Origin of the sequence: Mesorhizobium sp. M0293 (assembly GCF_040321735.1) — a bacterium.
Taxonomy (GTDB): domain Bacteria; phylum Pseudomonadota; class Alphaproteobacteria; order Rhizobiales; family Rhizobiaceae; genus Mesorhizobium.
The window spans coordinates 1-21,216 of record NZ_JAMYSA010000038.1; the positions used below are offsets into that span (position 1 = coordinate 1).

General features: G+C 61.4%; 19 protein-coding genes and 1 tRNA gene. 12 read left to right on the forward strand and 8 right to left on the reverse strand.

What is annotated here, in order from left to right; all coding sequences use genetic code 11:
- Positions 1–350 precede the first annotated feature (350 nt).
- The 3 genes from NKJ06_RS16245 to NKJ06_RS16255 form a co-directional block, all read right to left on the reverse strand.
- Positions 351–2,441, reverse strand: a complete 2,091-nt coding sequence (locus NKJ06_RS16245; RefSeq protein WP_352626625.1) for an O-antigen ligase family protein — start codon at positions 2,439–2,441, stop codon at positions 351–353.
- Positions 2,442–2,708: 267 nt separating this feature from the next.
- A tRNA-Gln gene (locus tag NKJ06_RS16250) sits at positions 2,709–2,783 on the reverse strand.
- Between the two features lie 127 nt (positions 2,784–2,910).
- Positions 2,911–3,255, reverse strand: coding sequence for a VOC family protein (locus NKJ06_RS16255; protein ID WP_352626627.1), 345 nt, complete (start codon positions 3,253–3,255; stop codon positions 2,911–2,913).
- 227 nt (positions 3,256–3,482) lie between these two features.
- Here NKJ06_RS16255 and ppdK point away from each other — a divergent pair, with 227 nt between their 5' ends.
- The 3 genes from ppdK (at position 3,483) to NKJ06_RS16270 (ending at position 8,291) form a co-directional block, all read left to right on the forward strand.
- Complete coding sequence (gene ppdK, locus NKJ06_RS16260) at positions 3,483–6,161, forward strand: pyruvate, phosphate dikinase (RefSeq protein ID WP_352810200.1); 2,679 nt, start codon at positions 3,483–3,485, stop codon at positions 6,159–6,161.
- Positions 6,162–6,286: 125 nt separating this feature from the next.
- Positions 6,287–7,390 (forward strand): glycosyltransferase family 9 protein, encoded by a 1,104-nt coding sequence (locus tag NKJ06_RS16265; RefSeq protein ID WP_352626631.1) that lies wholly within the window; start codon positions 6,287–6,289, stop codon positions 7,388–7,390.
- Positions 7,391–7,571: 181 nt separating this feature from the next.
- Positions 7,572–8,291: a polysaccharide deacetylase family protein gene (locus NKJ06_RS16270; protein WP_352627297.1), complete on the forward strand. Its 720-nt coding sequence runs from the start codon at positions 7,572–7,574 to the stop codon at positions 8,289–8,291.
- A 173-nt stretch (positions 8,292–8,464) separates the two neighbouring features.
- Here the strand turns inward: NKJ06_RS16270 and NKJ06_RS16275 are convergent, their stop codons facing one another.
- Positions 8,465–8,854, reverse strand: a complete 390-nt coding sequence (locus NKJ06_RS16275; RefSeq protein ID WP_352626633.1) for a DUF427 domain-containing protein — start codon at positions 8,852–8,854, stop codon at positions 8,465–8,467.
- 148 nt (positions 8,855–9,002) lie between these two features.
- Positions 9,003–9,359 carry a hypothetical protein gene (locus NKJ06_RS16280; protein ID WP_352626635.1) on the reverse strand — a complete coding sequence of 119 codons (357 nt, stop codon included), beginning with the start codon at positions 9,357–9,359 and terminating at the stop codon, positions 9,003–9,005.
- A gap of 181 nt (positions 9,360–9,540) precedes the next feature.
- On the opposite strand from NKJ06_RS16280, the gene NKJ06_RS16285 reads away from it, so the two are divergent.
- Both NKJ06_RS16285 and NKJ06_RS16290 read left to right on the forward strand, forming a co-directional pair.
- Positions 9,541–11,169: a fatty-acid--CoA ligase gene (locus NKJ06_RS16285; protein ID WP_352626637.1), complete on the forward strand. Its 1,629-nt coding sequence runs from the start codon at positions 9,541–9,543 to the stop codon at positions 11,167–11,169.
- Positions 11,170–11,249: 80 nt separating this feature from the next.
- Positions 11,250–12,035: a DUF1499 domain-containing protein gene (locus NKJ06_RS16290; protein ID WP_352810201.1), complete on the forward strand. Its 786-nt coding sequence runs from the start codon at positions 11,250–11,252 to the stop codon at positions 12,033–12,035.
- A 31-nt stretch (positions 12,036–12,066) separates the two neighbouring features.
- Here NKJ06_RS16290 and NKJ06_RS16295 read toward each other — a convergent pair whose 3' ends face one another.
- Positions 12,067–13,065: a LacI family DNA-binding transcriptional regulator gene (locus NKJ06_RS16295; RefSeq protein ID WP_352810202.1), complete on the reverse strand. Its 999-nt coding sequence runs from the start codon at positions 13,063–13,065 to the stop codon at positions 12,067–12,069.
- Between the two features lie 195 nt (positions 13,066–13,260).
- Here NKJ06_RS16295 and NKJ06_RS16300 point away from each other — a divergent pair, with 195 nt between their 5' ends.
- From NKJ06_RS16300 to NKJ06_RS16320, 5 genes are read left to right on the forward strand one after another with little or no spacing between them, the layout of a single operon-like run.
- Positions 13,261–14,301 carry an ABC transporter substrate-binding protein gene (locus tag NKJ06_RS16300; protein WP_352810203.1) on the forward strand — a complete coding sequence of 347 codons (1,041 nt, stop codon included), beginning with the start codon at positions 13,261–13,263 and terminating at the stop codon, positions 14,299–14,301.
- Between the two features lie 27 nt (positions 14,302–14,328).
- On the forward strand, positions 14,329–15,366 hold the full coding sequence (locus NKJ06_RS16305; RefSeq protein WP_352810237.1) for an ABC transporter ATP-binding protein: 1,038 nt from the start codon (positions 14,329–14,331) through the stop codon (positions 15,364–15,366).
- Positions 15,363–16,250, forward strand: a complete 888-nt coding sequence (locus NKJ06_RS16310) for an ABC transporter permease (RefSeq protein ID WP_352626643.1) — start codon at positions 15,363–15,365, stop codon at positions 16,248–16,250. The genes NKJ06_RS16305 and NKJ06_RS16310 overlap by 4 nt, the downstream gene beginning before the upstream one ends.
- Entirely contained in the window at positions 16,243–17,034 is a 792-nt protein-coding gene (locus NKJ06_RS16315) for an ABC transporter permease (RefSeq protein WP_352624600.1), read from the forward strand. The genes NKJ06_RS16310 and NKJ06_RS16315 overlap by 8 nt, the downstream gene beginning before the upstream one ends.
- A gap of 14 nt (positions 17,035–17,048) precedes the next feature.
- On the forward strand, positions 17,049–17,969 hold the full coding sequence (locus NKJ06_RS16320) for a phosphorylase family protein (RefSeq protein ID WP_352810204.1): 921 nt from the start codon (positions 17,049–17,051) through the stop codon (positions 17,967–17,969).
- Positions 17,970–18,003: 34 nt separating this feature from the next.
- On the opposite strand, the gene NKJ06_RS16325 is transcribed toward NKJ06_RS16320, so the two are convergent.
- Positions 18,004–18,912 carry an MBL fold metallo-hydrolase gene (locus NKJ06_RS16325; protein ID WP_352810205.1) on the reverse strand — a complete coding sequence of 303 codons (909 nt, stop codon included), beginning with the start codon at positions 18,910–18,912 and terminating at the stop codon, positions 18,004–18,006.
- A 123-nt stretch (positions 18,913–19,035) separates the two neighbouring features.
- Between NKJ06_RS16325 and NKJ06_RS16330 the strand changes: the two genes are divergently transcribed.
- Positions 19,036–19,626 (forward strand): biotin transporter BioY, encoded by a 591-nt coding sequence (locus tag NKJ06_RS16330; protein ID WP_352810206.1) that lies wholly within the window; start codon positions 19,036–19,038, stop codon positions 19,624–19,626.
- An 87-nt stretch (positions 19,627–19,713) separates the two neighbouring features.
- Here NKJ06_RS16330 and NKJ06_RS16335 read toward each other — a convergent pair whose 3' ends face one another.
- Positions 19,714–20,901, reverse strand: a complete 1,188-nt coding sequence (locus NKJ06_RS16335; protein ID WP_352662571.1) for a Fic family protein — start codon at positions 20,899–20,901, stop codon at positions 19,714–19,716.
- 26 nt (positions 20,902–20,927) lie between these two features.
- Here NKJ06_RS16335 and NKJ06_RS16340 point away from each other — a divergent pair, with 26 nt between their 5' ends.
- The gene (locus tag NKJ06_RS16340; RefSeq protein WP_352810207.1) at positions 20,928–21,209 is read left to right on the forward strand and encodes a hypothetical protein; all 282 of its coding nucleotides are present in this window, start codon (positions 20,928–20,930) and stop codon (positions 21,207–21,209) included.
- Positions 21,210–21,216: the final 7 nt, after the last annotated feature.

Here is a 21,216-nt window from a genome sequence, read left to right on the forward strand (position 1 = left end):
TCACCACCGTGCCATGGCCGCTCGCCCCTCAGAGCAAGCGCCGTTCTCTCTCCAAAACTTTTTGCAGAACCTTCAGCACACTATCCTATATGGGTGATGGCGCGGATGGCGGCTACTATCCAAACGGCTGACCAACACACGCCCTTCAAAAAACGGCAGCCGGCGTGAACGGCCTCCTCAACCTCACGCCGGCACCGCGACGCGGCGGTGGATGGGCCGGGCTCCTGTAGGGACGCTCGTGCGTGGGGCAGGGCGGTGGTGCCCGCTACGATTGCACCGGATCTTAGAAAAAAGACGGAACCATCATTGAGTCAGACCGGTTGGCCGGGTGCGCGGTGCGAGAGCCGGCCCTAAAAATAGGTTCGCGGCGCGACAAGGTTCTTCTGCTGGCGAACATAAAAACAATAGAAGCCGAACGCTGCGGCGAACCACATGAAGGCCTCACCCATAGCCAGCCGGTTGTTTGAATTGGTAAGGATGGTTAGGGCGAAGAAGACCAGTGTTGAGATGTAGCAGGACCATGCGGCCGGAGCGATAAGCTTGGCCCGCATGGCTAGCAGAACCTGCCTGGCCGACCAGGCGTAAAGAAAGGCAAAGAACGCCAGTCCGACCACACCATAACGCACGGCAATCTCCAGATAACCGTTGTGGAAGACGTTGAAGATCATGGGATGATAGGTTCTGTTCTGCCATTCGGTCAGCCAGCTGGAGCTGGCTCCGAAGATCGGGTGGCGTTTCCAGATCTCGATCGCGTCCGCCCACAGCATCAGCCGTTCCTTGGCTGCAAGCGGAACCGTTTCGCTCGCGATGGCGCGGTCGAAGGCCGGAAGGACGCCATGCCTCAAGACATCCGGAACCAAGGCCTTGGCGAAGATCATGGTGTCGCCGGCGGTGGACGAGAAGATATTGTGTGTTGCGACAATGCCGGCCGCCACGATCGCCAGCACGCCACCCGAAACCAGCAGTTCGCGGCGATGGCCTCTCGCCAGGGTCATGACCGCCAACAAGAGCAGGGCGAGCGCAAGCGCAAGCCAGACCCCCTTTGACCGCATCTCGATGATGTTGACGAGGGCAAACAACAGAACGGCTGTCGACAGCGCCCAATGCAGGTTCTTGGTTGCTTTCCTGAGGTCCGTTCTATGGGCCGTGTATGCCATGAACTGCAGCGTGCAAAGGAAGATGAAACCGGCCGCCACCGACGCGTGGATGGGATTGTTGAAAAGCCGCGGGGTCGGTTGGATGCCTTGAAGCATGTCCGAATAGAAGGTATCCGCCGCCAGGAAGACAAGACTGAGGATCATGAACCAGAGGACGAGCCGTGCGGGCTGCCTGACAAACAGCAGGAACGCGAAGCCGGTCGTCGCATAGAACAGCGGAAACATGTAAATGCCTTCGGCGCCACCCAACTGGTGGGTGCCGAAATAGACGATCGCCAGCCGGATGAAGACGTAGAGCGACCAACCCAGACACAAAAAGCCGACCCAACCGATCAGCGGTTTGCTGTAGGTCCACAAATCCACCCTGAACCAGCGGATGACCGCGACCAGGGCCAGCGCCAGGCCCGCATAGCGGTAGGTGTCGGCCTCGCGCCACACCGCGGAGACCAAGCCGAGAATGGCGAGTGCCGCAAGCAACAGAAGCAAGGTGTGGCGCGGCGCGTTGTCCTTGGCATAGTCCAGGGTTTCTCGCGGCAAAGGGGGCCGCAGCAGGACGTGATGCAGGCGGCGCAGCTCGTCGCTGGCCCGCAAGACTCCTGCACGTAGCCGGCTCGGCCCGCCCAGCCTTGCGAATTTGTAGCTTCCCGATGGACCGGCTATGCCGGAAATCTTGCTGCTGGCGGCGAAGCCAAGCACGTTTTGGCGGACCGAATAGACTTTCAGGCCGGTATCCCAAAATCGTTCGAGTGCGACATCCCATGGCATTTTCATCACGGCGAGCGCCGACAACAGTCCCTGCGCGCCCTCCCGCGTCACCAGATAGGCGGCCGCCGAGCCTTGCGGGCCATGCAGCGCTCGACCGACCTCGTCGCCTGCCGTCGTCTCGACGGCGCGGATGAAGAAACTCATGCGATGGTTGGTCAGCTTGATGACGTCGAAATCCGGGACCGCGGCGATGATGGCTTCGATGCGCGGTATGGTGTTTTCGCTGAAGAGAACGTCGTCCTCGACAATCAGGCCATGGGCGCCGCCACTGGCCAGGAAGGTTTCCAGCGCTTGGATATGGCTGCGGTAACAGGCATATTCGCCGGGCAGAATGTCGCGCCCGCTCAGCTTGCGCGCGGTTGGAAGATCGATCTCCGTCCATTCCTCCTTAGCGAGAGCGCGGCCGTCGATGGCGGCAATGCGCTGCAAGGTCAGGCCGGCCGCTTCGGCGCTGGCGACCAATTCGCTCCAGCGACCGGTCTCGCGATCGAGGTTGATGGCGAAGATAGGAAGGTTCATTGAAGTTCCATGTTGAGCCGCCACCCCTCTGGTCGACCTATGTATGGAAAGAGGGAGATGTTCAATACTGTTCAGACTGCAAAGTGACGATCTCGGTTCGCCGCGATTTGCACTAGGATCCCCTGGCCGCAATCCAAACCCTGGAGAACTGTCCCTAATTCTGGAGAACTGTCCCTAATTAATTAGTGTCTCACCCAAGGGGTGCACTACACCATGTCTCCGGTATAAACCGTAACCTATGTGTCCGGAACGGACCCTAAAGGATGATGGCTGGGGCGCCAGGATTCGAACCTGGGAATGTCGGTACCAAAAACCGATGCCTTACCACTTGGCGACGCCCCAATTGCCGTCAGAGTCGCTTGTGCGGCGCGTTATTAGCAGAGCAGCCGAAAAGCACAATCCTTATGAGCGGCAGTCAGAACGATCAAATTTGGTCAGGCAAAGCAGCGCCGCCGGACGACATGGGCGGCTACTCGGACCACACAGCCATCTCGTTGCCGGCCGGATCGACAAAGTGGAAGCGCCGGCCGCCGGGGAATGAAAAGATCGGCTTGACGATCATGCCGCCGGCGCTCTCGACGGCACCGAGCGTATCTTCCAGATCCTTGCTGTAAAGCACGGGTAGCGGCTTGGCTGGCGCTTCCCCGGCGTCGGCCTGGAAGCCACCGTCCAGGCCTTCGGAAAAAGCCGAATAGGTCGGTCCATAGTCGGTGAACGACCAGGCAAAGGCATTGCTGTAGAAGGCCTTGAGCCGGTCCAGCGTTCCACCGGTCGCCGGCATTTCCAGATAGTCGAGTTTTCCGGACAGTTTCATGAATCACCCCGTTTGTTCCCTTTATGTTCTACCGTAAAAGCCTAGGAATGGCAAGTCTTTTTGACGCATCCTCGGACCGGGCTTTTGCTTAATCGATTGTAGCGGCCGCGCGGCTGCGCCTACGCCTTGCCTTTCGCACTGCAGCATCATATCGCTCCAAAGTCGGACACAGGCGGAGCTTTCCATTTCGCCAATCTTTCCAATCTCCTGCAACCGGAGAGCAAAGCATGACCAAATGGGTTTTCACCTTTGGCGATGGCGCGGCGGAAGGCCGTGCCGGCGACAGGAATCTGCTGGGCGGCAAGGGCGCCAACCTGGCCGAGATGTGCAGCCTGGGCCTGCCGGTGCCGCCGGGCTTCACCATCACCACAGAGGTCTGCAACGCCTATTATGCCAATGGCAGGACCTATCCGGCGGAGTTGGAAGCCGATGTTGCGGTTGCGCTCGATCACATCGGACATTTGACCGGCCGCCGGTTCGGCGACCCGTCGAAACTGCTTTTGGTGTCGGTACGTTCGGGGGCCCGCGCCTCGATGCCTGGCATGATGGACACCGTGCTCAATCTCGGGCTGAACGACGAGACGGTCGAGGCGCTGGCCGCCGATTCCGGCGATGCGCGCTTTGCCTATGACAGCTACCGCCGCTTCATCCAGATGTATTCCGATGTCGTCATGGGCCTCGACCATGAGGTGTTCGAGGAAATCCTGGAGGACCAGAAGGGCGGGCTCGGCCATGAACTCGACACCGAACTGACGGCGCTCGAATGGCAAGGTGTCATCGCGCTCTACAAGGCCAAGGTCGAGGAAGAACTCGGCAAGCCGTTTCCACAGGATCCGCACGAGCAGCTATGGGGCGCGATCGGCGCCGTGTTTTCGAGCTGGATGAACAATCGCGCCATCACCTACCGGCGCCTGCACGACATTCCCGAAAGCTGGGGCACGGCGGTCAACGTCCAGGCCATGGTGTTCGGCAATATGGGCGAGACGTCAGCCACCGGCGTCGCCTTCACCCGCAACCCGTCGACCGGCGAGAAGATGCTCTATGGCGAGTTCCTGGTGAACGCGCAGGGCGAGGACGTCGTCGCCGGCATCCGCACGCCGCAGAACATCACCGAGGCGGCACGCATTGCGGCGGGCTCGGACAAGCCATCGCTGCAGAAGCTGATGCCGGACGCATTCCAGTCCTTCGTCACCATCTCCGACAGCCTGGAAAAGCACTACCGCGACATGCAGGATCTCGAATTCACCATCGAGCGCGGCAAGTTGTGGATGCTGCAGACCCGCTCCGGCAAGCGCACCGCCAAAGCGGCGCTGAAAATCGCCGTCGAGATGGCGCGCGACAGGCTGATCACGAAAGAGGAAGCCGTCGCCCGCATCGACCCGGCCTCGCTCGACCAGCTGCTGCATCCGACCATCGATCCGAAAGCCGCGCGCGACGTCATCGGCATCGGATTGCCGGCGTCGCCCGGTGCCGCCACCGGCGAGATCGTCTTTTCCTCTGGCGACGCCGAGGAGTTGAAGACGCAAGGCCGCAAGGCGATCCTGGTGCGCATCGAAACCAGCCCCGAGGACATTCACGGCATGCATGCGGCGGAAGGCATTCTGACCACGCGCGGCGGCATGACCAGCCACGCCGCGGTGGTGGCGCGCGGCATGGGCAAGCCTTGCGTGTCGGGCGCCGGCTCGCTGCGCGTCGACTACAAGGCCGGCACGCTGATGGCGATGGGCTCGACCTTCCGCAAGGGCGATATCGTCACCATCGACGGCGGCAATGGCCAGGTGCTGAAAGGCGCCGTGGCGATGCTCCAGCCCGAACTTTCCGGCGATTTCGCCGCCATCATGGAGTGGGCGGACGCGGTACGCCGCATGAAGGTGCGCACCAATGCCGAAACGCCGCTCGACGCCCGCATGGCGCGCTCCTTCGGCGCCGAAGGCATCGGCCTTTGCCGCACCGAGCACATGTTCTTCGATGGCGACCGCATCGTCGCCATGCGCGAGATGATCCTGGCCGACACCGAAAAAGACCGGCGCACGGCGCTCGCCAAGCTTTTGCCGATGCAGCGTTCGGATTTTCTCGAACTGTTCGAGATCATGGCCGGCCTGCCGGTGACGATCCGCCTGCTCGATCCGCCGCTGCACGAATTCCTGCCCAAGACCGAGGAGGAGGTGGCCGAGGTTGCCGCCGCCATGAAGGTGTCGCCGGACAAACTCAGGCAGCGGACCGAGGCGCTGCACGAGTTCAACCCGATGCTCGGCCATCGCGGCTGCCGCTTGGCCGTCTCCTATCCCGAAATCGCCGAGATGCAGGCGCGTGCCATTTTCGAGGCGGCCGTCGAGGCCGGCAAGAAGGCCGGCGCGCTTGTGGTCCCCGAAATCATGGTGCCGCTGGTCGGCCTGGTAAAGGAACTCGACTACGTCAAGGCGCGCATAGATGCCGTCGCCAAGAGCGTCATGGAGGAAACCGGCGTCAACATCGACTATCTCACCGGCACCATGATCGAACTGCCGCGCGCGGCGATCCGCGCCCATGTCATCGCGCAGTCGGCCGAGTTCTTCTCCTTCGGCACCAACGACCTGACCCAGACGACGTTCGGCATTTCGCGCGACGATGCGGCGTCGTTCCTTGAGACATACCGCCAGAAAGGCATTATCGACCAGGATCCGTTCGTCTCGCTCGATATCGACGGCGTCGGCGAACTGGTGCGCATGGCTGCCGAAAAAGGCAAGGCAACACGGCCCGACATCAAGCTCGGCATCTGCGGCGAACATGGCGGCGACCCGGCCTCGATCCGCTTTTGCGAAGAGGTCGGGCTCGACTACGTGTCCTGCTCGCCCTATCGCGTACCGATCGCCAGGCTGGCTGCCGCACAGGCGGCGGTGCTGGTCGCAAAGGCAGGCCGCGGCTAGGATCCGTTCAGATCGAGCTTACGGTTTTGTAAGCCAATTCACGCGAACGTGCTGGCGGCATTGCATAATTTCGACACTGTTCGCGCCCAATTTGCGGACATCCTGCCAATTGTTTCCGGAAGCAGATGTTGCAGACCTCACCCGCGCCGTTTCGCTCTATCCTGGTCATTCAAACGAAGTTCATCGGAGATCTCGTCCTCGCCTCGGTGCTCTCCGAAAACCTGCGGCTTGAATTCCCCGATACTAGGCTTGTGTTTCTGTGCGAGGCTCGCTTCGAGAGCTTCGTGATCGCCCATGGCATCGCATCCGAAGTGGTCACGTTCAGCCGCGCCCGCATGCGCGGCACCCCGCTGGAGCGTGGCAAAGAGCTTTACGCTACGGTGCGGGCGCTGCGCCGCTTCCGCTTCGACCTGACGATCGATCTGGCCGATTCGAAGACGTCGCGGCTCATCAACGGGTTCGTCAACGCAAGGACCCGCGTCGGCTACAATCCTTCCGAAAGACCCTTGCGTATGCTGGAGCGCCAGCCCGCCAACGTTTTTGCCAAGCCCTACGGCTTTGACGGTCAGCATTTTCTGTACCGCTACCTCTCGCCGCTCGAAGCGCTCGGCATCGAACTCCGCAAGGTGATTCCGAGCCTTCAGCCGCTGCCGCTGGAGACGGCGAAGGCATTGACGCTGCTGGGCAAGCACTACCTGCGGCCAAACGCCTTCATCGCCGTGCATGCGGGTGCAAGCTTCGAGGGGCGACGTTGGCAGCCGGAGCGATTTGCCGCGGCGATCGGCGAGATTGTGGGCGAAACCGGTCTGGACGTCGTCCTGGTAGGCGGCCCGGACGAGCGGAAGATTGCCGAACGTATCGTCGCCAGGACCGCGCCGTCGGTCGTCAATCTCGTCGGTGACCTGTCGCTCGAAAGTCTGCTGGCGGTGCTGAAGCAAGCCCGGCTGTTTCTCGGCAACGAGAGCGGCCCGATGCACATGGCCGCCGCTACCGGAACCCCGGTTGTCGGGCTGTTCGGTTTGACGCATCCGTCGCGCTGGGGTCCTGTCGGCGTGCCCAGCATCTCGCTCCAGCCGCCGATGCCTTGCAACTGCCTGGCCAAGGGCCTCTGCCGCGCGCCGGATCCCAGCAGGGCCTGCTGCGTCTGGGGCCTAGAGGTCAAGCCGGTTGTCGACGCGGTGCGCGAGGTTCTTTCGCGCACCGAAATGAAACTGGGACGCGCCATCTGACATTATGGTCGCGCGGACAACCGCTATCGCGGAATGGCCTGTTCACCACACGAACGGTCAAATTGTCGCGCCGCGCGCTTTTCTGCTATCCACCATCCCGATTTCCGCCTTCATGCGGGTCTAGGGATGCCTGCTTGAAACGACCGGTCAGGAATTCGGTTTGCTGCAAAAAAATCTCTGCATGATCGCCATGTCGTTGGCCATGGTATCCGCCGGTCATGCCGCGCCGCTCGTCGAGCCCACGCTGCACATCAGGCCGGAGGCGAGCGGAGCCGGCCGCGTTGCGCTCACGCTCGATGCCTGCGGTGGACAGACCGACAACCGGATCCTTTCGGCGCTGGTGGACAACAAGATCCCCGCCACCATTTTCGTGACCGGCATCTGGCTGAAGCGAAACGCCGCCGCCGTCGAGATCATGCGGGCGCATCCCGATCTGTTCGAGCTGGAAAATCACGGTGGCCATCATATCCCGGCGGTCGACACGCCGCAGAAGATCTACGGCATCCGCAGCGCCGGCAGCCCGGACGCGGTGCTGGCCGAGGTCGAGTCGGGTGCCGCTGCTCTTGCCGGGACCGGCGAGCCGGCGCCGAAATGGTTTCGTGGCGCGACCGCCGAATACAGCCCGTCGGCAATCGCCATGATCCGCAAGCTTGGCTTCAAGATCGCGGGATTCTCGATAAACGGCGACGGCGGCTCATTGCTTGGCGCCAAGGAGACGGCGCGGCGCATTGCGGCGGCCAAGGACGGTGATGTGATTATCTCGCACATCAACCAGCCGACCCATGCCGCCGGCGAAGGCGTGGTGCAGGGGCTCCTGGCGCTCAAGGCCAAGGGCCTGACCTTTGTGCGGCTCGACGATGCCGATGCCGATGGTCTTGGCGATCACGGCACCACCGACTGACCGGTGCATTGATATTCAGGTGATGCCGGCCTGCGAATGTTGGTTTCCTGCGCTTCCGGTACTCACGGACCAAAAGTCCGCTCCGTTCCGGTTCTCGGAACCCACCATTCTCGACTCGGCCTGACCTGAATCTCAATGCACTGACGCCGAGTTCGCCTGGGTTGGAAAATCGCTCAGTCCGGTTTGGCTTCGATGCTGACCTTGCTGGCGTAGAACGCGCCGTGGTTGCGGATCTCAGCCATTTCGTCGAAAGGATGCTCGTAGGCCCACATTGCGTTCTGGCCGGTTTCGCCGGCAGGCAGCACGCTCCAATAGCTTGCATCGCCCTTGTAGGGGCAATGGGTCGAGTGTTCGGTGCTGCTGAGCTTGCCGAAATCGATGTCGGCGAACGGAATGTAGAAGGCCGCGGGATAGGGGGCCTCGGTCAGCACCTTGGCCTTCGCGGATGAAGCGATGACCACGTCTCCGGCGCGCACGGTGACGGTGCCGGCGTAGGGCTCGATGGTGATGACCTTGTCGGGATTGCGTTGAAAACCGGGGGAGGGGTTGGCGATCTGATCCATGCGGGGTCTCCTTGCGTCGACTTTAAGTGTGTCGCGCAAGGGCATTGTGCAAGGTCTGCTGTCGCCATCCAGCACGCAAGGCCTTACCGAGGCCGACACTGACAGATCGCGCCTCCGAAGCTAATTGAAACACCTGCCGCCAGCGCGGTCAGGCGGCAGCCTTGAACACGTCCATGAGACCGGCATAGGCGGCTGCGATGCCGGCCACCGGGTTGCTGCTTCTCGACGCTGTCTCTACCTTCAAGGGGCCGCCGCCGGTCGGCAGGGTGAGCAGCAGGAACTGGCGATTGCCGCCGTCGCCGACGGATGCGGCCGCGACATGCTGGCCTTCACCCTGGTTCTGGACGCACATCTTGAACAGCAGCGTGCCGCCGACCGCTTCGAGCGCGCCGCCGACAACTTCAACAAATTCGTCTTCGGAAACAGTCTTTGCATCCGGCACCAGATCGGCCAGACCTTCGGCAAGCGTACTCTCAAGGGCCTTGTCGTCGAGCTGCGCGTCCATGCGAACCTCTTTCAGTCGCCAATCGCCCCTTGCCCGTTAACGAAGCTTAACGCCGACGATGGCCGGATTGTGGCGGTTTTCCACCAATGCAGCGCTCGGCTGCGCTGGCGGCTGGACAATCCGGCGGTTCGCTCCACAATGGCACAAAAAGCACAACGCAAAAGCGTGAGGGAGGAACCAAATGCTGGGACTGATGCAGGAATGGCCGCTGCTTTGCCACAAGCTCATCGACAATGCCGAGCGGCAGCATGGCGTGCGCGAGATCGTGTCGCGCTCGATCGAGGGGCCGATCGTGCGCACCACCTATGCCGACATCCATCGTCGCGCCCTGAAGGTCGCCCAGCGGCTGGAGCGTGACGGCTACCGCTTGGGCGACCGCATCGCCACGCTGGCCTGGAACACCGCGCGCCACATCGAGGCCTGGTATGGCATCATGGGCATCGGCGCCATCTACCACACGCTCAATCCGCGGCTGTTTCCCGAGCAGATCGTCTGGATCATGAACCACGCCGAGGACAAGGCTGTCTTCGTCGACCTGACCTTCATGCCACTGCTGGAGAAGATCGCCGGTGCCGTCAAATCGCTGAAACAGGTGATTGTGCTGACCGACAAGGCGCACATGCCGCAGACGACCTTGCCGAATGTGGTCGCCTACGAGGACTGGCTTGACGAGGCGGATGGCGACTTCGCCTGGAAGACCTTCGACGAAGGCACCGCCGCCGGCATGTGCTACACGTCGGGCACGACGGGTGATCCCAAAGGCGTCGTCTACAGCCACCGTTCGAACGTGCTGCACGCCATGATCGCCGCCATGCCCGACGCCATGGGTCTGTCGTCGCGCGATACGATCTTGCCGGTCGTGCCGATGTTCCACGCCAATGCATGGGGTCTTGGCCAGAGCGGACCGATGATCGGCGCCAAGCTGGTCATGCCTGGCTGCAAGATGGACGGCGCCTCGATCTATGAACTGCTCGACACCGAGAAGGTGACCTTCAGCGCCGCCGTGCCGACCGTCTGGATGATGCTGCTGCAGCATCTGGAGGAGAGCGGCAAGAAGCTTCCCTATCTCAACAAGGTCGTCATCGGCGGCTCGTCCTGCCCGCGCGCGATCATGACGAAGTTTCAGCAGAACTATGATGTTCAGGTCATCCATGCCTGGGGCATGACCGAAATGTCGCCGCTCGGCACGCTGTGCACCTTGAAGCCGGACTATGTCGGGCTTCAAGGGGAAGCCCGACTCGATGTCCAGCAGAAACAGGGCTATCCGCCCTTCGGCGTCGAAATGAAGGTGACCGACGACGACAACAAAGAGCAGCCCTGGGATGGCAAGACATTTGGCCGCCTGAAAGTGCGTGGACCGGCCGTTGCCCGCGCCTATTATGGCGGTGCTGGCCCGGAACAGTTCGACGAGGATGGCTGGTTCGACACGGGCGACGTCGCTCACATCGACGCCGGCGGCTACATGCAGATCACCGATCGCGCCAAGGACGTCATCAAGTCCGGCGGCGAATGGATTTCGACCATCGACCTCGAGAATCTGGCTGTCGGCCACCCCGATGTCGCCGAGGCCGCAGCCATCGGCGTCCCTCATTCGAAATGGGGCGAGCGGCCATTGCTGGTCGTCGTCCGCAAGCCGGGCAAGGAACCGACCAAAGCGGACATTCTCGGCTTCATGGACGGCAAGGTGGCCAAATGGTGGATGCCGGACGATGTCGCCTTCGTCAGCGAAATCCCACACACCGCCACCGGCAAGATCCAGAAGATCACCTTGCGCCAGCAGTTCAAGGATTATCGCTTGCCGACGGATTGATGGGATGTTGCGTGTTTCGGCTTCATGCCATTGCAAAAAGGTTCTAAGTCTCCGTTCGGGTTGGGGTGGTGCGGCAATCGATGGCAAGTATTCCTGAACGGCAAACGTCGAGGGCGGCCGGCTGGTCGCGGCGCACGGCCGCTTTTTCATTGGTGTTGTTGCTTACGGTCTTCGTAGGCCATCGCTTCGACCTCGTCGAAACGCCGGCTTTCCTGTGGGTGCTGGGCATTGTCGCTCTGCTGGCGGCTCTGGCGCTGTTGTTTGCCGGATTTGCCTTTTCGCGGCTGTGGAACTTCGGCGACCGCGGCGGTCGCGACCTGACAGTCGGCGCCCTCCTGGCGTTGCTGGTGCTCGCACCTTTTGGCGTTGCCGCCTACTGGGCGACAATCTATCCGCCGCTCAGGGATATCTCGACCGATTTCGACGAGCCGCCGGCGCTCGACGTGAGTGACCGAACGAAGGAGATGAACGTGCTCTCCCCGTCGACGCCTGGCGAACAGCGGCTGCAGACCGATAGCTATCCGCTGGTCAGCGCACGCAGCTACGACCTGCCGTTCGAGACTGTCGTCAATGCCGTCGAAACCGTGCTCGACCGGCGCGATTGGGATCTCTCCGAACCCTATCCTGACCTCGCCGGGCAAAGTGACGTGACCATTACCGCAGTCGCCAAGGGGTTCGTGATCGGTCTTCCCGCCGATGTGGCGATCCGCGTGACCGACGATGGCGATACCGTCATCGTCGATATGCGGTCAGCTTCGCGATACGGCCGCTTCGACCTCGGCGACAACGCCGCGCGTATCGTCGATTTCCTCGCCGAACTCGACCAGGAAGTCGCCGGTCAGGTTGGCGCGGCGCCGGCCGAGTGATGTTCAGAACTTGTTGTGAGTCTGCGGCCGACTATTCGCCAGGGTCGAACTCACCTTTGAACAAGACTGTCTCCACCGGCCCGAGGGGATTGACGATCCGGCTCTCCAGGACTTCGACAAGTTTGCGTCCGACACCCGCTATGTCCACGAAATGAACGCCGATCTTCGCAGGCAGGAAGCGCGATAGCCGCGTGCTGTCCCGAGTGACAATGTGGATGTCACTCCCTGGCGCGAGACCTCTTCTGCCAAGAGCGTGTAGTGCCCCCAGAAGGCCCAGTTCGTTGGCGCATGCCAAGCCCGTCGGCGGATCTGACCAGGCCAGCATGCGATCGAACCAGGCTGCGCTCGATTCCATGGTGAACATTCCATGACCGATCAGCGACTGGTCGATCGGAATACCAGCCTCGGCCATTGCCCTTCCATACCCGGAAAGACGCATGGCACTCGCCTGATCCCCCGGAACGAGAAGTTGCAGCGCAATGCGTCGGCAGCCCTTGTCCATGAGCCTCCGGGTCGCCTCGTAGGCAATCTGTTCATTGTCGATGTCGACATAAGGATATGCTGTATCCAGGTCAGTTCTTCCAAACGCGACGAATGGCATGCCTCTATCCAGCAATAGCTTAACGCGCGGATCACCCGAGACCATGCGCGTGATAATCAGTCCGTCTGTGCTGCCCGCCTGAAGCTGTCGCTGCACACTCTCGACCGGATCGTCATCGGGCGTGGTGGAATAGATGGACAGACTATAACCTGCTTGCCGCGCCGCCAGCGTCATGCCTTCGATCAAGGGAAGCTTCAACAGATCGGACAGATGGTCTTGTGTCTCCATCGGGTATACGGCCGTCATCGTCAGCGTACGGCCAGTTTTGAGCGCGCGGCCATGATGATTTGGCACATAGCTGACCCGCTTCGCCGCCTCCTTGACGCGAGCGATGGTGGCGGGATGAACTTCCGGCCCATCCTTTAGAGCGCGCGACACCGTGGTCACCGAAAGGGAAAGTTCCGCCGCGATGTGTTTTAGATTGGCCACCTCGCCCGACCTCATTTGTGAAAGCGCCGGCTGATCTTGCTGACCGTCACACGTTACCGGATTCCACCTCACGGTCAATCCAAGCTCTCGCTAAAGCAGCTTGACACTGGCACGCTTCGATGCAATCGTAACGTTACGATTACAAAGAAATGGCTATTTTAAGCGCATCTTGACAAATCCCAAGGAGGAGAACCTATGTCCTGGCTACGCATTTCCTTGACGGCATTGGCTATCTCGACCGCCGTGCCGGTCTATGCCCAATCAGTCACCATCACGACCGCGGGTGGCGACTATGGCACCGCCATGAAGGAGGCCATGTGGGCCCCTGCTGCAAAAGAGCTTGGCTATGATGTCCGCGAGGAGACCCTAAGCGACGGCCTGGCCGCCCTGAAGATGCAGGTCACCTCAGGTGCGGTCACAACCGACGTCATTCACCTGGGCTCACCGGAAGGCGCGCAGGCCGCCGCACAATCGCTGCTGGAGCCGCTCGACTACAAGATCATCGACCCAAAGGCCGTGCCGGACGGCGCAAAGTCCGACTACTGCTATCCGTTCGACTCCTATGGCACCGTCTTATCGTGGAACACCAAGACCTATGGCGAGAACCCGCCGAAGACATGGGCGGAGTTCTGGGACGTTGCCAAATTTCCCGGCCGTCGTGCGCTGCGTGCCAATGCGCAAGACTCGATTGAGATCGCACTGCTCTCCGATGGCGTAGCACCGGCGGACGTCTATCCCGTTCTCAGCACGCCGGAGGGGCTGGATCGCGCCATCAAGCGGCTTGAAGCAATCAAACCAAATGTCGCCGTGTGGTGGACCTCGGGAGCGCAGTCGGCGCAGTTGCTGAAAGATGGTGAGGCGGATTTGGTCGTTACCTGGAACGGGCGAGCCCAAACCGTGAAAGCGGATGGAGGCGCGGCCGACTACACGTTCAAGGGTTCGGTCATTGGCACCGACTGTCTTGCGGTGCCGAAGGGGGCGCCGAACAAGGAAGCAGCTATGAAGCTCATCGCGGCGATGACACAGCCGGCGCGCGTGGCGAAGCTGACCGATTTCATAGCCTATGGCCCGGTCAATCCTGCTGGCTATGAGGGTGGCCTTATCCCCGAAGACCGTCTCAAGACCCTGGCGACCGCGCCTGAAAATGCCGGCACTTCGGTGTTTTCGAATTCAGAATGGTGGGTCAAGAATGGCGAGGCTGCCCAAAAAGCCTTTGATGAGATGATGGCCCGCTGAGTCTCAGCTCTAAGGCTTGAGCACATGATGAAGTCGCTCCCGATCACCATCGACAGCGTGCGCAAGACCTATGGGTCTTACGTCGCGCTGGACGATGTCTCGCTCGACATACGGGCTGGCGAATTCCTCACGCTGCTGGGGCCGTCGGGATCGGGCAAGACCACGCTGCTGATGGCTTTGGCCGGTTTTGTCCGGCCCGATTCCGGTAAACTCTTGTTGGACGATCGGGACATCACTCGCCTGGCCCCCAACAAGCGGGACATCGGCATAGTATTCCAGAACTACGCCTTGTTCCCCCACATGAACGTCCTGGCAAATGTCGAGTATCCGTTGGTGCTGCGCAAGGTGCCGAAAGCCGAGGCCCGCCAGCGGGCGCTCGACACTTTGGCCCGGGTGAAACTGGATGGTCTGGCGGAGCGCAACATTGCCGCATTGTCCGGCGGCCAGCGCCAGCGTGTAGCGTTGGCGCGGGCGATCGTCTTCGAGCCGCGCGTGATGCTGATGGACGAGCCGCTGTCGGCGCTCGACAAGAACCTGCGCGAGACCATGCAGTACGAGATCCGGCGTCTGCATGATCATCTACGGATCACCACGATCTATGTAACCCACGACCAGCGCGAAGCGCTGATTATGTCTGACCGGATTGCGGTGATGAATTCCGGCCGCATCCAGCAGATAGATACGCCGCAGCGGATTTATGATCGTCCATCGACCCGCTTCGTCGCGGAGTTCATGGGCGAGGCCAACATTGTGGCCCCGGGCTCGGCGCGCAGAATAGACGGCGCCGAAGCATCACGCGAAACCCTGATGATTCGCGCCGAAAGCTTCCATCTTGATGCGAAGCTCGTCGGGGGAGACGGGATGGCGCTCGAAGGAACACTGCGCGCCAAAGCGTTCCGCGGCGAGAACTGGCTTTTGACGCTGGCGCTTGACGGCGGGCAAGAGGTTCTTGTCTGCATTCCGGCAGCGCTGGCCGGCGGCTGCGCCAAGCTTGCTACCGGCCAGCGGGTGACCGCCTATGCACCGGCAGCGAAGGTTCACGCGATACCGGGAGCGATGGCGTGACCGTCGTCCGGGACCCGGCGCTCGCGGCGGACGCGCGGCGCGAGCGGCGGTTTTTTCTTTCACTTTCGCTCCCGGCGCTGTTCATCGTTGGACTGGCGGCGATACTGCCCATCCTTTGGATCATCCGGCAATCCTTCCTGACCACCGGGGGTGAGTACACCGTCGGCAACTACGAGAAGGTCCTTTCGAGCGGACTGACGTGGTCGGCGCTCGTCACGACCCTCGAACTATCCTTGGGTACGCTGGCGGCCTGCATTGTTCTCGGCACTCCTCTGGCGCTGGCTCTGGCCAGCGTCAGACCAAGGCTGGCCAACGTGCTCATGGCGTTCGTCATGCTGCCGCTGTGGACCTCTATTCTGGTGCGTACCTATGGTTGGCTCGTGCTCCTGCGGCGCGACGGCCTGATCAACGCGGCTTTGACCGGTTCAGGCCTAACTGCGGAGCCATTGCCGCTGGTCTACAATTTCACGGGAACGCTCATCGGCATGGTGCACTATATGCTGCCACTTTTTCTGCTGCCTGTTTATGCTGCGATGCGCGATATCGACCCAAATCTCATTCGCGCGGCTGCGAGCATGGGGGCCACTCTCAGGCAGGTCATCCGCACAGTCATTATGCCGCTTTCGGCGGGCGGCATCTTCTCGGGTTCGATCATCGTCCTCATCTACGCCATAGGTTTTTTCATCACGCCGGCGGTGCTTGGCGGCGGCAAGGTAAATCCGCTCTCTACCCGGATCGAGCGTACACTATCGACCTTTCAGGACTGGGGGTCGGCAAGCGTCCTGGGCATTCTGCTCCTCGTTCTTATGGCGCTGATCGGCGTGATGTTGCTGGCGGCACGCCGTCTGGTGGCCCGGAACACCGTGGAAGCCTCCCATGCTTGAAGCTTATCCGCAAAACAGGCTCGCCCGCATTTTGCTCTGGAGCTTTGCCGCTCTTGTCATGGCATTTCTGATGCTACCGACGCTCGTAGTGGTGCCGCTTTCCTTCTCGGCGTCGAATCTCCTCGAGTTTCCGCCGCACGCCTACTCGTTGCGCTGGTACGAGAACTTCTTCGGCTCGGCAACGTGGATGGCCGCGCTGAGAACGAGTTTGATCCTTGGGACGTTGACGGCGTTGATCGCGGTGCCTTTCGCGCTGCTCGCCTGCATTTCAATGAATCGGCTGGGCGGAAAGACCGCTGCGGCCATCCAGAGCGTCCTGCTGACCCCCTCGATCACCCCAGGTATCCTGCTTGCGATCGGTCTCTTCTTTGTGTTGGCCGCACAACATCTGATCGGAACGCTGTTCGGTGTGCTGGTCGGACATGTGGTGCTGGCCGTTCCAGTCGCCTGCATTGTGTTGCTACCCGCTCTCGCCCGCTTTGACTGGAACCAGGTTCAGGCGGCACGCAGCCTCGGTGCAAACTGGGCCAGGTCCATTGGCGGCATAATCGTTCCGCAACTTCGGATTAGTCTGCTGTCAGCGACATTGATGGCGTTCCTGACTTCGCTCGACGAGTCTGTGATTTCGATCTTCATCGCAAGTGGTCGCAACAGCACGATGCCGAAGCTTATGTTCCTGTCGCTGCGCGATCAGATCGATCCGACCATTGCGGCGATCTCGACATTGTGGACCGTCATCGTCGTGGCGGTGGTCCTGATTGTGACCCTTCGCCAAAAATCCTGACCGAGACTGGAAACATGCCCACCAATTACCATGCAGCCGACGATCTGACGGATCATTCGACGGACATCCCTCAGGTAGGGTTGGCCATCATCACCGGGTCGGCCAACTGGGGACTTGCCTTCCCGGAAGATGTCGAATTCGAGGGGGTGCGCACCTTGCGGCGCGACATGAGTTTTGAAACGCCTTTCGGTCGCTCCGACAACTGGAAGCTTCTCGAGTTCGATGCGTCGATTACAGCCGAAGGTAAAACCAAACGTGCATTGTGCATGTATTCGCACGGCAATCCCCGAGACCATATCGACCATTCCTGCCATCGCCGCGCGTTCTGGGTGTTGATGAGCGCGGGTGTACGGCAAGTGCTCGCTTGTTCGACCGTTGGCGCCGTCAACAAGGCGATCCAGCCCGGAGACATGGTGGTGAGCGCCGATATCATCGAACTGTCGCAGACCCCGTTTTCACTGCTGCCTGGCCGCCAGAGCTTCGACTGCTCGGGCAAGCAGATCGTATGTCCAAGATGTGCGGCATTGCTGGCCGAGACCGCCCGGCGCCATTGGCCTACCGAATGCCGGGTCCATGGCATCGAACAGCAGTTGGTGGCCGCTCATTGCTATGGGCCGCGATTGACCACCCCCGCTGAAGCTCTGGCGTATCGAAACATGGGAGCGGATGTGCTCAACCATTCGATCGCCCCTGAGGCTACCTTGTCGCGCGAGATCGGCGCGTGTTTCGTGCCCTTTGCGTTCGTGACCGCGGGTTTCAATGACTATATGGACCGCAACCGCCAGGAATTGCTGCAGGCAGACGTGTTGCCGAGCCTCTCCATGACAGCCTCGCGGGTTGCTCTGGAGACCGCGGCACGACTTCCGGCTAACCCTGAATGCTCTTGCCAGGGCTTGAAGTCGCCCCAACCGGCAGAGCGCTCCAGCCGTTTCTAACGTACGAGAGCACGGATGAACTCGTGCCCAGGTTTTAAGCGGCCGGCACAAAAATACCGGCTATGGCCGGGTCGCCGTCGGTGCCGACAAGACCGCGCGCCACTAGGTCCTCGAGATGGGCAAGCACCGACAATCCGGCGGCGCCATGCAGCCGCGGGTCGGTATCCCTGTAGATCGCCTTGACCATGTCCACGATCGTCCGGTCGCCCGCTCTGACACGCTCCAGTATGGCGCGCTCGCGCATTTTGCGGTGCGTCTTCAATCCGCGCATGAAGGCGCGCGGCGCCGTCACCGGCCCGCCATGTCCCGGCAGCAACAAGCGGTCCCTGCGTTCGATCAGCCGGTCCAGCGAGGCCATATAGTCGGCCATCGCCCCATCCGGCGGAGCGACGATGGAGGTTGCCCAGGCCATGACATGATCGGCAGAAAACAGGATGCCGGTTCCCTCCAGAGCGAACACCGCGTGATTGGCGGTGTGGCCGGGGGTCAGAACCGTCCTGATCGACCAGCCGTCGCCGTCGACCACCTCGTCGTCGGAAAGGGCTATATCGGGGACGAAGGCCATGTCGGCACTGGCGTCGAGCGCATTGGTCTCGCCGATATGCAGGGGTCTTGCCGGCCTGTGTGGCCCCTCTGCCAGCACTGGCGCACCGGTGCGCTCTTTCAGCCGGGCCGCCAGCGGGGAGTGGTCGCGGTGCGTGTGGCTGACGAAAATATGGCTGACCGGCCGGCCCGCGATCACGTCAAGCAGGGTCTGTAGATGCGCCTCGTCATCCGGCCCCGGATCGATCACCGCCAGCGTATTGCTGCCAACGATGTAGCTGTTGGTGCCGTGAAAGGTGAAGGGGCTCGGATTGCGGGCCGTGATGCGCTGGATGTCGGGCGCGACGCTTACCCCTTTGCCATAAAGGGGATCGAAGCTGGTATCGAACTTGAGTGCCATGGCGGATGCATCGGTGCCTTGTTTCAGGAACGGCAAAACCGATTGCCGCATAACACGCAAGCCAATATAGGAGAACGTGAGGCCGCGAACATCGGATAGCGGCAACCGGATTGGGGAAATACCATGGCAATTGCAACAACGACGCGTCCGCTTGTTTCTCTGGCTCTGCCGCAAAATGGCGCGGCGCGGCTGGCAACCCAGCTTTTCCTGGCCATCGCCGGAACGCTGCTGCTGACCCTGTCGGCCAAGACCAAGGTGATGCTCGGGCCGGTCGACATTTCGATGCAGACGCTGGCCGTGCTGCTGATCGCCGCCGCCTTTGGCATGCGTCTCGGCGTCGCCACCCTGCTGCTCTACATGGCGGAGGGCGCCATGGGCTTCCCCGTCTTCCAGAGCACTCCGGAAAAAGGTCTCGGCCTTGCCTACATGCTCGGCTCGACCGGCGGCTATCTCGCCGGCTTCGTGGTCATGGCGGCAATTGTCGGCTGGGCTGCCGACCGCGGCTGGGACCGCCATCCGATCAAGCTTTTCAACGCCATGCTGGTTGCCGAAGTCGTCATGATGGCCATGGGCTTTGCCTGGCTGGCACTGCTGATCGGCCCGGGAAAGTCGTGGCAGTTCGGCGTCGTGCCCTTCATCGTCGGCGACCTGATCAAGGTGGCGCTCGCGGCAAGCTTGGTGCCGGCGGTGTGGACGTTGCTGAAGCGCGGCTGAAACGCGAGCAGCAGCCAGCGGCTTGAGCAATCAATCCTGGCTGGATCGGAGTGACTGGCGGGCGTGGTGTCAGCCAAGTGATCCCATCTAGGTTTCCGGAAACAGCTTCGGAAACAGCGCGTCCAATGCGTCGGCCCGGAAGCGTAGCGACACTGGGCCTTTGGGTGTTTCCGACGCCAACAGACCGAGCGCGATCACGTCATTGAACACGCGACGCGCCGTGCGCTCGGGCAGTCCGCTAATACGGGATGCTTCGCCGCGTTCAAATTCACCGCGCATTAGCGCTTCCTCCAGGAAGCGGCCGGCTTCGGGTTTCAGGCCGCTGCGCTCGACATAGCGACGTAGCCGCGTCGCGAGCGTGTCGAGATCGAACAAACCGGTCATAAAGTTCACCTGATCGATGCACACCTGCATGAACCATAGCGTAAAGTCGCCGAGTGCACGCTCGGAGAGGTTGCCTCGTCCGTCGAGATCTCCCTGGCGGGGCATATCGGCATGATCCATCATCCGCTTGTAGTCCGTGCGGCTTTTTAAGCCGCGCGCCAGACCGCGTGAGATCGACCACAGCCCATGCGCGGCGATCCCCGCTTCATGGGCCATGGCGTGGCTCATCAAACGGCTGACGCGGCCGTTGCCGTCGGGGAACGGGTGAATGAAGTTGAAACGATGATGCGCGGCGGGAATGGCCAGGATCCGTCCGGCTTTGCCCAGCCTATCGAAGCGATAGCGCATGGCAAAATGCTGCATGAAATCGTCGACGCGCTTGCTCGAAGGCGGCTCATGCCGGCCGACGGCGACGTCATGTTCTGGCTTCGATCGCCACTCGCCTGGCGCCATGACGAATTCACGGCCGGCACCCTTGACAGTCAGCATGGGCGCTTCCGCATCGCGGTAGAATTCCGTATGCAGCCATCGCAGAAACTCTGTGGATGCAGGCTCAGGCAACCGCTTCTCGGCGGCCATACGATCGATCTCGGCTTGTAGGCGAACATGGGCGGCCGCCTCTAGCTGCAAGTTGCGGCGGTTCTCGTCTCGATCGAAATTTCCTGCCAGCGCCCGCTCGATGTCGCGCGGGCGCGTATCATGGCCCTCGATCAGGTTGCTGTAGTATGTGTTCATGATGCGTACCAGATCGGCGAGGTTGGCGGCGGTACGTGGGTGCAGGCTTTGGCCCAAAATGGCCGAGGTGGCCGATAGCTCCGCCAGCGCATCCGATATAGTTTCGGAAACATCCGTCAGGCGTGCCGGTTCGATGCGCTGTACGCTTTCTTCCATGGTTGGCCGATCTTGGCTTCCGCTAAATGCATAATTATAAATATATATTTCGAATTTGCCAAGATATTTGGCCGATCTTCTGGCCGATCATCGGCACTCAGCAGGCTTCGCGGGCCATAGGTGTCACGACGACGCCAAGATCCAGCGGCTTCGGGAACACAATATCCCCTCTCGAAATCGATCTTTCCAAGCTCCCGCGCGACTCGCTATCGCTAAGGGATGCGATCGCCGAAGCAGTGCTGAAACTGCTCAGCGTCATTGGCTCCACCATCCCCGCATCGGCACTGTGCGCACAGCGGCTTTTCTGAAGCATCA